This is a genomic window from Ensifer sp. ZNC0028 (assembly GCF_000799055.1).
GTDB lineage: Bacteria > Pseudomonadota > Alphaproteobacteria > Rhizobiales > Rhizobiaceae > Ensifer.
Genome location: NZ_JTLA01000074.1, coordinates 1 through 10854 on the forward strand (window position 1 = coordinate 1; position 10854 = coordinate 10854).

The following is a 10854-nucleotide window of genomic DNA, read 5'->3' on the forward strand; positions in this document are numbered from 1 at the left end:
GCCAACCCCGGCGCCGCTCTGGCTTCCCGCGCCACCGGCCGCGCCCGGCCCGCCGCCGCCGCCACCGTTTCCGGAATAGGTCGCATTGCTGCCAGGCGTCCCCTGCAGATTGCCGTCGATATCACCGCCGGTACCGCTCGTGCTCCCACCGGCGCCGCCCTTGCCTCCTGCATGCGCCAGCGGCACGGCCGCGACCATACCGAGAGCAATACCAGAGGCTGCAAACAACCACAGAGCGGTACTGCTCATCAGCGAGCGCTGACGCCCCGCTGCTGAGCGGCGCGATGGCGGCCGCCGGTCGTTGCGCTCTTCGCTCTCACGCCCGGCTCCCAAGCCCTGATTCTGACAATTGATTTTTTTCAAAGGCTTGCCCTCCGCCCCGCACCCCTAAAATTCTTCAGGGTGCTGGCTGACACGACAACCCTACAGCGACAACGCCTTATCGACGAAGCAACCTACGGGTTCGACGAAACGACAAACCGCGATATCAGCCACTGTGGAAAATCTCAGATGCCGAGACGACTGCGCAATTCCTGCCTGTAGGGGCGGGATACGGTCCAGGTCTCGCCTGCCCTGCGCAGACGCACGGCCCATGCCTGTTTGGTCGGACCGGAATGACGGTCGAGCTCGGTCACGTGCGCCAGGTTGATCACCGCCGTCCGATGGATGCGCAGGAAGTTCGCCTTGGGCAGCAGACCGATCCAGAATGAAAGCGGACGAAGATCCAGGGCCGCGGCTTCGTCCTTCAGCCAGATCTGGGTGTAGTCCTTGGCGGAGCGAAGCCCGACGATCGAAGACAGCGGCACGCCGCGGGTGCGTCCCGGCATATGCAGATGGACGACCGGGTCGGTCTCGGCGGACGGAATGGCGCCCGCATCGTCCCGGGCGCCATATGTCTGCGTGCGCCCGTAGCGTGCGATCCCGATCAGCTTTGCACAGCGGACGAGCTGGTGGATTTCTTCGATCGGCCACTGACGCAATGCCCTCGTCGCATCGAAGCCGATACAGCCACGCAACCTGCCCTCGTGAAAGACCGGGACGCAGAGAACGCTCTTGTCGTTCTGACGAAGCATTTCCGCCTGAAGCGCCCGCGCCGGACGCGGTAGCCTTGCGACATCGTTGATCATGACTGCCTTGCCGGCCACCAGCCACTGATGCAGCCAGCCGATCATCGTCACCGGCGTCTGCTGCAGCTCATCGACATGCGACGACACGCCGCCTCGCACCCATTCGTCGGTGTTGCGGAAACGCAGAAGGTCGTCGCTGTATTCGAACATCCACGCCCGGTCGGCACCAGCAAGCTTGCCGGTTTCCTCCAGGATCGCGGCGATCGCCGTTTTGGCCGGCGAACCGATGAGGTGCGTGGCGGCCAGATAGGCCCAGTCGTGTGTGGGTTGTCCCACGGCAGGGCAAGGCGGCTCGTTCGTCGCGATCAGTTCGTAGGGCGGCAGGCCTATGGAATGATCGGACGGGTACAATTGCTCATTCATGACGCTCGATAGCTAAAGGCGAAAAGGAATCGCTCTGTAAATTTCGGGTTTCCCGGCAATCCGGGTCGTAACAGTGGCAGTAAAGCCAGACGTGACCGAGAGGCGGCCGTAGACAAAATTCGACAAAATATTCGGTTATCGCGGTGCGATGGCCCCCCTCCATCGTCCAGTGTCGGCGCTCTTCGCCTTCGACATCCACCCGCGCGACCACTTGAATTTGTGGGGAAAACAAATGCAAGCCTAAACTGCATTGTCTCACGGAAACATTTTTGGGTCGGTTTCACGCGTTCCAGCGTCCCAGACCGGTTCTTGCCGGTGGGACGAGCACCATCAAACCATCCACGGCATTAAGCGCAGAGGGACCTGCCTGGCCACGAGACAGGTTGCCGGCCAAGGGCCCGCGCGCTGAGATCTCCGAGGTCCGTCGCTGGCCGCTTCGACCATTGGAGCCAGCACCACAAGGCGCTGGCGCAGTTCCTACCGTTTTCGCACCCACGCCGCGCGCAAGACATCAAGCGCCAACGCTGAAAGCAGCTACCTCAGCACTATACGCAAGGCGGCCTGGGTCTCCTTCAACAGCGGAAGGTAGCGCTCCACCATCTCGGCCGCGGCCACATGCGCTGCCGGTGCGCCGATGTTGAGTGCCGCAACGATCCGACCGCGATCGTTTTCGAGCGGCACCGCGATGGAACAAAGGCCGAGTTCCAGTTCCTGGTCGATCAGCGCATAGCCCTGGTCGCGCACGCGGCGGAATTCGGCGACGAGGTCTTCGGGATCCGTCTTCGTATAGGGCGTGTTCGCCTTGAGGTTCGAGCGCGAAAGGATCTCGCGCGCCTCGTTTTCTGGAAGCGCTGCGAGCCACACCCGCCCCATGGAGGCGCAATAGGCCGGCAGGCGCGAACCGGTCGTCAGGTTGATCGACATCACCCGCTTCTGCGAGGCGCGGGCGATGTAGACGATCTCGGTCCCGTCCAGCACCGAGGCCGAGGCGCTCTGGCCGGCGCGGTCGGACAATTGGTCGAGATAGGGCTGGATGATCGTCGGCAGCGGGGTTGCCGAGAGATAGGCATGGCCGAGGCGCAGGATCTTCGGCGTCAACGCGAAGAACTTGCCGTCATAGTCGGCATAGCCAAGCTCGGAGAGGGTCAGCAGCGACCGGCGCACCGTCGCCCGGTCGAGCCCGGTGATCTTCGACGCCTCGGCGATCGATAGTTTCGGCCGCGTTTCATCGAAGGCTTCGATCACTGTCAGCCCACGCGCAAAGCCGCTGACGAAGTCTGTTTCCCGCATCCCTGCCTCCTCAATCATGCCGTTCGATTTTGTGCGATATACGAACAAAAGTCAAATATCGCACAAAATATTTGACCGAGCCCTTCGATCGGCGCTTATTGGCATCCGGAAGAGGCAGGCGCCTGCCGCCCACCGGTCGACGAAGGCCAAGAGATCACTGAGATGAAGAGAGGAAACATGGCGAAGATCGTTTCGCTCGCCGAGGCCGTCGGCGACAATGTCAGGGATGGCGACACCGTCGCCATGGAAGGCTTCACCCATCTGATCCCCTATGCCGCGGGCCATGAGGTGATCCGCCAGGGCCGCAAGGACCTCTATCTGGTGCGCATGACGCCGGACATTCTCTACGACCAGCTGATCGGCGTGGGTGCGGCGCGCGGCATGAAGTTCTCCTGGGGCGGCAATCCCGGCGTCGGCTCGCTGCACCGCTTCCGCGACGCGGTCGAAAACCAGTGGCCGCGACCGCTGGAGATCGAGGAGCATTCCCACGCGGCGATGGCCAATGCCTATGAGGCGGGCGCCGCCAACCTGCCGTTTGCGACGCTGCGCGGCTATATCGGCGCCGACCTGCCGAAGGTGAACCCGAACATCAAGTCGGTCGCCTGCCCGTTTACCGGCGAGGTGCTGGCCGCCGTGCCGGCGATCCGCCCCGATGTCACGATCATCCATGCGCAACGGGCCGACAGGAAGGGCAACGTGCTGATCGAAGGCATCGTCGGCGTGCAGAAGGAGGCGGTTCTTGCCGCCAAGCGCTCGATCGTCACGGTGGAGGAGATCGTCGACGAGCTCAACCCGCCGTCGCCCAATTCCCTCGTGCTGCCAAGCTGGGCGGTCACATCGGTTGCCCATGTTCCGGGTGGCGCCTTCCCATCCTACGCACACGGCTACTACCCGCGCTCCAACGCATTCTACATCGGCTGGGACGAGATCGCCCGCGACCGCGACAGCTTCACCGCATGGATCAAGGAAAACGTGCTCGACGCCCGGCCGGAAGATTTCGCCAAGCACGCCGGCAGCAAGCCGGCAAAAGCGGCTTGAGGGAGAATAGGATGAGCGATTTTACCCCAACCGAAATGATGACGATTGCCGCTTCCCGGGCGCTTTCCAACGATGACGTCTGCTTTGTCGGCATCGGCGCTCCGTCTGCGGCCTGCAACGTCGCGCGGCTGACGCATGCGCCCGACATCACTCTGATCTACGAGAGCGGCACGGTCGGCACCAAGCCGGACGTGCTGCCGCTGTCGATCGGCGACGGCGAGCTTTGCGATACCGCGCTTTTCACCGTCTCGGTGCCGGAGATGTTCCGCTACTGGCTGCAGGGCGGGCGCATCACGACAGGCTTCCTCGGCGGCGCGCAGATCGACAAGTTCGCCAACCTCAACACCACGGTCGTCGGCCCCTACGACCACCCGAAGGTCCGTCTGCCCGGCGGCGGCGGTGCCCCGGAGATCGCTTCCAACTGCGGCCGTATCTTCATCACCATGGCGCTTTCCAAACGCGGCTTCGTCGAGAAGCTCCCCTTCATCACCTCCATGGGCCATGGCGAAGGCGGTGACCACCGCGAGCGGCTGGGCATGAAAACCAAGGGACCGACGCGCGTCATCACCGATCTTTGCATCCTGGAGCCGGATCCTGAGACCAAGGAACTGACCGTCGTCTCGATCCATTCCGGCGTGACGCGCGAACAGATCGTCGAGAATTGCGGCTGGGCCATCCAGTTCGCCGAAGAGGTGATCGAGACGCCGGCACCGACGGAACTGGAACTCAAGACCCTCCGCGACATCAACGCCCGCACCAAGAAGGCCCACCAGGGCGACAGGGAGGCTGCGTGATGGCCGAGGCTTTCATCTGCGACTATGTCCGCACACCGATCGGCCGTTTCGGCGGCTCGCTTTCCTCCGTCCGCGCCGATGATCTCGGCGCGGTCCCACTTCGCGCGCTGATGGAGCGTAATGCCGATGTCGATTGGGACGCCGTCGACGACGTGATCTTCGGCTGCGCCAACCAGGCGGGAGAGGACAATCGCAACGTTGCGCGCATGTCACTGCTTCTGGCCGGCCTGCCCGTCGGCGTCACCGGCACGACGATCAACAGGCTCTGCGGCTCCGGCATGGACGCTGTCATCGCAGCAGCGCGTGCCATCAAGTCGGGCGAAGCCGAGCTGATGATCGCCGGCGGCGTCGAGAGCATGTCGCGCGCGCCCTTCGTGATGCCGAAGGCGGATACCGCCTTCTCACGCAATGCCGAAATCTACGACACGACCATCGGCTGGCGCTTCATCAATCCCCTGATGAAGAAGCAATACGGCGTCGATTCGATGCCGGAGACCGGCGAAAACGTCGCGGCGGACTTCCATGTCAGCCGCGAGGACCAGGACGCCTTTGCCGTTCGCAGCCAGGCGAAGGCCGCGGCAGCGCAAGCCAACGGCCGGCTGGCGAAGGAGATCGTCTCGGTAACGATCCCGCAGCGAAAAGGTGAGCCTGTTATCGTCGATCGCGACGAGCATCCGCGCGCAACAACGATGGAGGCGCTCGCCAAACTCGGCACGCCGTTCAGACAAGAAGGCGGCACGGTGACGGCCGGCAACGCCTCCGGCGTCAATGACGGCGCGACGGCACTGATCATCGCCTCGGAGGCAGCGGCGAAGAAATACGGCTTGCGTCCAATCGCCCGCATTCTCGGCGGTGCTACCGCCGGCGTACCGCCGCGCATCATGGGCTTCGGCCCGGCTCCGGCATCGAAGAAGTTGATGGCCCGCCTCGGTCTCACGCAGGCCCAGTTCGACGTCATCGAACTCAACGAGGCGTTTGCCTCGCAAGGGCTCGCCACGCTTCGCGACCTCGGCATTGCCGACGACGACCCGCGTGTCAACCGCAACGGCGGCGCGATTGCGCTCGGCCACCCGCTCGGCATGTCCGGCGCCCGCATCACCGGCACGGCGGCGCTTGAGCTGCAGGAGACCGGCGGACGCTATTCGCTCTCGACCATGTGCATCGGCGTCGGCCAGGGCATCGCGGTGGCGCTGGAGCGCGTCTGACGACGAAAACAATTGGCGTCTGAAACGCAAAGAGCCCGGCCTTCGAAAAAGGCCGGGCTCTTTGATTCGAGCGATTGAGAAGTCGGAGGTAACCAATGTCTCCGTCATTCCTCTGCTTGTCACAGGAATCCAGTAGGCCCAAGTCTTTGGGCCGAAAGAGTCTCCTGACCCGACGGACTCGGGTCGCTGGATCCCCGCCACGAGGGCGAGGATGAGGCAGATTGTGTGGCTCTCCCGCCAAACACCACCGTCAGCGTCCAAAGCGGCCACTCGGCCCTCTGCTATTCCGACCAGATCGCGACGTCGACCGGGCCGAGCTTGCGGCCGCCGACATGGAAGGTTGCGCCCGCAGACGCCGGCACGTCCACGGCGGTCTTGCCGTAGTTGAAGGCGAAGGTGAGCTTGCCGCGGCGGGTGATGCGCAGATCGCCAAGATCGGCGAGCGCCTCGACCGAAGCCCAGCCGAGCGCGTCGCCGATTACCTTGTCGAGCAATTCGCCTCGTGCGCCGGTTGCCATGTAGCGCGCCTTGTCATTGCCGACGAGCGCCGGGGCGCCGTTGCGGTAGTCGCCCTCGAAGGTCGCCAGCACGGTTTCGCTGGTGCGAACCGTTTCGCGCCAGACGCCGGCTGGATAGGTCTCGTTGCCATAGAGCACGCTCTCGCCGTGAAATTCCGGCAGCGACTCGACGCGCGCGACGCTCACATCGATCAGCGCGGCGAGCGGTCCCGGCGGCAGGCCCTCGGGAATATGCATGTCTTCGGTCTTGCTGCCGCTGCGCGGTCCGAAGAGCACCTTGGCGCCAGATGCGGCAAGCTTCTGAACGAAGGCCTGATCCGGAATGACAAGGTCCGGCGCCAGCACCAGCTGGTAGCCTTCGAGGTCCGAGTGCTGGCCGATGATATCGACATCGACGCCGAGGCGGGCAACGGTCGAATACCAGTCGAGCGCGATCTGCGACGCCAGATAGGTGCGGCCCTGCGGCAGAGCACGTGTCGCCCAGCGCGAATTGTAGTCGAGCAGGAACGCGACCTTGGCCTTCTCGCGACGTTCGCCCTTGGGTAGGCGCTTCATCTCGTCCGCCACCTGCGCGACTTCGAGATAACCCTGGTCCGCTTCGCTGTTCGGCAACAGCAGGCCGGCATGGAACTGCTCCTGCGCAAACGGCACCTGCCGCCAGCGGAAATAGGAGACCATGTCGACGCCATGGGCATAGGCGAGCCAGGTCCACAGCCGCACCATGCCATCAGCCGGCGACTGGTTGTGCGACGCCCAGTTCACCGGGCCCGGCTGCTGCTCCATCACCCAGACGCGGCCATTGCCGACGGCGCGGTAAAGATCGTGGTTGAAGGCCGGCTGGTCCGGATCGCCGACGCGCAGATACCGGCCCTTGTCTTCCGACGAAAGACGGCCGTTGAGCAATCCACCCATCGGATAGACGTCCCAGGAGGCGATATCGATGTCTTCACCGACCTTGTAATGATCGAAGTCGGTGTTCTGCGACATGAAATTGTGCGTCACCGGCCGGCCAGGCGAATGCTTGCGGATGATGTCGACCTGCGCCTTGTTGAAGCTCTTCACCTGGTCGGAGGAGAAGCGGATGTAGTCGACGATATGGGTCGGGCTCGGCTCTTCCACGAGGTTGTTCGGAAGCTCGATCTCGTCGAAGCTTAGATAGTTCATCGCCCAGAAGGCCGTGCCCCAGGCGCGGTTCAGTTCCTCGACCGAGCCATAGCGGGCCTCGAGCCATTCGCGGAAAGCGCGCAACGCCTCGTCGGAATAGCTGTAGATCGTATCGTGGTCGCCGTACTCGTTGTCCGTCTGCCAGGCATGGACGAAGGCGTTCTTGCCATAGCGCTCGGCCATGGCCTCGGAGATGCGCGCCGCCTCGATGCGGTAGCGGCGGCTGGAGAAGCAGTAGTGGCGGCGGGCGCCGAACTTGCGCACCACGCCCTTGACGTCGACGGGCAGGATATCCGGGTAGCGATCGATCAGCCACTTCGGCGGTGCGGCGGTCGGCGTTCCCAGAATGACCTTGAGGCCGGCCTTGCCGAGTACCTCAATGGCGTCGTCCAGCCATTCCCAATGGAACTCGCCCGACCGGGGCTCGATCTTCGCCCAGGCGAACTCGCCGATGCGCACCCAGGCAAGGCCGAGCTCGACCATGCGGCGGGCGTCCTCTTCCCATTTTTCGCGCGGCCACTGCTCCGGATAGTAGCAGACGCCAAGCTCCAGCATGTCGGTCTGCTGCTCTTTGGCGTTGAAGCGGTTCGATCTCGTCAGGGGCATGTGCACGGGTCCGGTCCTTCGTCATGTCTTACGGCCGGTTGGGTCCGGCCTCGGGTTTTGTCAGTACGGCCTCGAATGTAAACGTTTATATTCAAAGGCATGAATGAGCGCCCTGCGCGGGCGCGAAGTTCGTCAACGGTTCGGGTTCAAGCGGTCGTCGCAGCGCTCGATCAGGTTCGGCATGAGCAGCGTTTGCAGCGCCTCCGGCGGCTCACCCTCCATGCGCCTGAGGATATAGGCGCCGAGCAGGCTGCTCGGCTCGCTGATCGGCAGGTAATAGGTGGTGATCGGCGGCGCGAAATACTGGCTGACATTGAGATCGTCGGTGGCGTTGATCACTGCGTCACGCCCGTGCACCAAACCGCGCTCGTGGAAACCGGAGAAGGCACCGAGCGCCGAGGCTTCGTTGGCGCAGATATAGGCAGTCGGCGGGTTGCTGAGTTCCGACATGGTCAGCACGTTCTCGCGGCCGAAGGCCGGCGTCAGGCGGCCATGGGCGACCAGCGCCGGATCAAAGGGAAGCCCCGCGACTTCAAGCGCGTGTTTGTAGGCTTCGAGCCGGGTGATGCCGTAGCTCAGGTCCGACAGCGGGTTGAGCAGGGCGATGCGGCGATGGCCGCGCTCCGTCAGCCGCGCCATCGACACCCGGATCATCTGCTCGTTGTCGGCATCGACATAGGCATGCGGCGCATTGTGAATGCTGGTGCCGTAGGTGACAAAAGGGAAATCCGCCGCCTGCATCGTGCGGATGCGCGGATCGTCGGCGCGCGTTCCCGAGATGATGATGCCGTCGGCCTTCTTCAGCGAAACGATCTGCTTGATGACCGCCTGGCTTTCTTCGAAATTCCGCACAGCATAAAGCGAGACGCGATAGGGACTGTCTTCGAGCGCCCAGGAAATGCCGCTCAAGAGCTGAGCGTATTCGACGCCTTCCCATTCGTTCTGCTTCGGGCCCGGCGCCGTCATGATGGCGGCGACCTGGTAGGTCTTGCCGGTGCGCAGTTGCACGCCGTGCATGTTCAGTTCATAGCCGACGCGCTCGGCCGCCTCGATCACGATCGCGCGCGTCTCCGGGCGAACCTGAGGCGAATGCTTCAGGGCCTTGGAAACGGTGGCGATGGAAAGCCCCGTCTCCTGCGCAATGGTCTTGATCGTCGGTCTCTGCATGGCGGTTCTGCTCGTCACGGGTTGTCAGCGCTGAGCGATGCTGCCAGCACAAGATAGACTGCGGATGTCCAGGCGAATGCGCGATCGCGAAGGCCCCTCCCCGAGCGCGCGTCGAAGTTTTCGGCCATACCGCTTTTGCTCGCCAGTGAACAGAACTTTTCCGCGACCTCGTTGGCCAGTTCAATCTCCCCTTGCTGGCGCAGCCCATCCCAGAGGAGCATCGTGGTCGGCGCCCAGATCGGGCCGCGCCAGTAGCCGTCGTCCTCGTAGAAGGAACTCTTCGGGCTCTCGGTCGCCGGTCCCCATTCGGTGATGAAGTCGCCGGCGACGAGCCGCGCCACAAGCTTCTCGCGCATGTCGGGCGTCAGACGTGTTCCCAGCAGCAGCGGCATGAACTGGATGAGGTTTTCGCCCGGCAAGATCCGCTCTGGATCCGCAGCGAGCCGAGCGCCAAAGGTTTCGCCGGTCCACAGACGTTCAAACAGCAGCGCCTGCAGGTCTGCAGCCTTCTGCCGCCACATCGCCCGGCGCTCTCCATCGTCTTCGAGAAGATCGGCCAGCGCCTCGCAGGCAAGGATCAGGAACACGGGCAGATCCGGCGAGATCACCGGGCCGCCTTCGGCAAAGAAGGTGGCGTTGTCCCAGCCGCTGTCGTTGCCGTGGAAATAGGACGGCAGGCTCGTCGCATCCCTGCGGCCATAGGTCAGCCAGTAGTCCACCTGCTTGCCGATAGCGTCGCGCAGGTATGCCTTTCGCTCTGCCGTCAGGAAGCTCGGATCGGCAGCCGCAATCAGCGAGACGGCCCAGCCATGCACCGGCGGCTTGGTGAAGGCGAAGAGCACGTCGCGGTCGTTGATATAATCCGGCAACAGGCCGGAGGCGTCCTGATGGTCGAAGATTGCTGCGAACTGGTCGAAGGCGAGATCCGGGTCGAAGGCGGCAACGCCGAGGGCGGAAAAGGCGTTGTCCCAGCTCCAGATGTTGATCATGTGGTTCTTGGACATGTAGATCGCCGGCCGCGTCAGCGCGCCGCCGGCGGGCACGCCGTTCGCCCAGAGCAGATAGCTCGCCAGCCCGTGCGCTTCGTCCTGGCCGTCGACACCGCTGGGAACGCGCGCATGCCATTCTGAGAACTCGGCCGTCGCATCCGCGAGCGCTTCTGCGAAGCGGCCGGGACGGTCAACAGGCGGCACGGTGCGGAAGAAATCGACATTGCCCTCGAAAGCCGCGGTCCCCGAGAAGGCGAATGACACGTCTTCGGAATGATCGCGCTGCCAGGCGCCGGTGACCTTCAGGTCGCCGGTGATCGCCCGCGGGATGAACTTGACGTTCTCGACCGCGGCAACGAGGCAATCCTCACCGGTCGGGGTGCGGTAGACATAATCGTAACGCGAGCCTTCGAGGTGGAAACGCACGCCGGCTTGCCTGCCGGATATGTGCAGCCGCTCCCCTTCGCCGATGACGAAGGTGATTTCGCCCTCGCCGATGCGAGCATCGAGCCGTTCCGGGGAAAGCACGAGCACAGGCGTCACGGTCGCACCCGCCGCATCGAGAAATTCGACGCGGCAGAGGCGACCAAGCG

Annotated in this window: 8 protein-coding genes and 1 pseudogene; 3 read left to right on the plus strand and 6 right to left on the minus strand. The window is 63.8% G+C overall.

All coding sequences use genetic code 11. From position 1 onward, the window contains the following. From L981_RS17580 to L981_RS17590, 3 genes and pseudogenes are all read right to left on the minus strand, one after another. Positions 1–363 (minus strand): annotated as a pseudogene (locus L981_RS17580) (hypothetical protein); the annotation flags it as partial. A gap of 143 nt (positions 364–506) precedes the next feature. After that, a complete protein-coding gene (locus tag L981_RS17585; protein ID WP_082006069.1) occupies positions 507–1490 on the minus strand; it encodes a GAF domain-containing DNA-binding protein in 984 nt (327 codons plus the stop codon). A 534-nt stretch (positions 1491–2024) separates the two neighbouring features. Then, positions 2025–2780, minus strand: coding sequence for an IclR family transcriptional regulator (locus L981_RS17590; RefSeq protein ID WP_043618933.1), 756 nt, complete (start codon positions 2778–2780; stop codon positions 2025–2027). Positions 2781–2957: 177 nt separating this feature from the next. Between L981_RS17590 and L981_RS17595 the strand changes: the two genes are divergently transcribed. From L981_RS17595 to pcaF, 3 genes are read left to right on the plus strand one after another with little or no spacing between them, the layout of a single operon-like run. Continuing rightward, positions 2958–3818 (plus strand): CoA transferase subunit A, encoded by an 861-nt coding sequence (locus L981_RS17595; protein ID WP_043618935.1) that lies wholly within the window; start codon positions 2958–2960, stop codon positions 3816–3818. Positions 3819–3829: 11 nt separating this feature from the next. Then, a complete protein-coding gene (locus L981_RS17600; RefSeq protein WP_043618937.1) occupies positions 3830–4612 on the plus strand; it encodes a CoA-transferase subunit beta in 783 nt (260 codons plus the stop codon). Beyond that, positions 4612–5817, plus strand: a complete 1206-nt coding sequence (pcaF, locus tag L981_RS17605) for a 3-oxoadipyl-CoA thiolase (RefSeq protein WP_043618940.1) — start codon at positions 4612–4614, stop codon at positions 5815–5817. Before L981_RS17600 ends, pcaF begins: the two co-directional genes overlap by 1 nt. A gap of 281 nt (positions 5818–6098) precedes the next feature. Here pcaF and L981_RS17610 read toward each other — a convergent pair whose 3' ends face one another. From L981_RS17610 to L981_RS17620, 3 genes are all read right to left on the minus strand, one after another. Continuing rightward, positions 6099–8111, minus strand: coding sequence for a beta-galactosidase (locus tag L981_RS17610; protein ID WP_043618943.1), 2013 nt, complete (start codon positions 8109–8111; stop codon positions 6099–6101). Between the two features lie 126 nt (positions 8112–8237). After that, positions 8238–9272: a LacI family DNA-binding transcriptional regulator gene (locus L981_RS17615; protein ID WP_043618945.1), complete on the minus strand. Its 1035-nt coding sequence runs from the start codon at positions 9270–9272 to the stop codon at positions 8238–8240. Positions 9273–9286: 14 nt separating this feature from the next. Beyond that, positions 9287–10854, minus strand: a 1568-nt coding sequence (locus L981_RS17620; RefSeq protein ID WP_052201850.1) for an amylo-alpha-1,6-glucosidase, incomplete at its 5' end; no start/stop codon positions are given.

What these genes read in the sequence shown, in the direction of transcription:
- L981_RS17585 (WP_082006069.1), bottom strand. Translation starts at nt 1,490, where the DNA reads ATGAATGAGCAATTGTACCCGTCCGATCATTCCATAGGCCTGCCGCCC.
- L981_RS17590 (WP_043618933.1), bottom strand. Translation starts at nt 2,780, where the DNA reads ATGCGGGAAACAGACTTCGTCAGCGGCTTTGCGCGTGGGCTGACAGTG.
- L981_RS17595 (WP_043618935.1), top strand. Translation starts at nt 2,958, where the DNA reads ATGGCGAAGATCGTTTCGCTCGCCGAGGCCGTCGGCGACAATGTCAGG.
- L981_RS17600 (WP_043618937.1), top strand. Translation starts at nt 3,830, where the DNA reads ATGAGCGATTTTACCCCAACCGAAATGATGACGATTGCCGCTTCCCGG.
- pcaF (WP_043618940.1), top strand. Translation starts at nt 4,612, where the DNA reads ATGGCCGAGGCTTTCATCTGCGACTATGTCCGCACACCGATCGGCCGT.
- L981_RS17615 (WP_043618945.1), bottom strand. Translation starts at nt 9,272, where the DNA reads ATGCAGAGACCGACGATCAAGACCATTGCGCAGGAGACGGGGCTTTCC.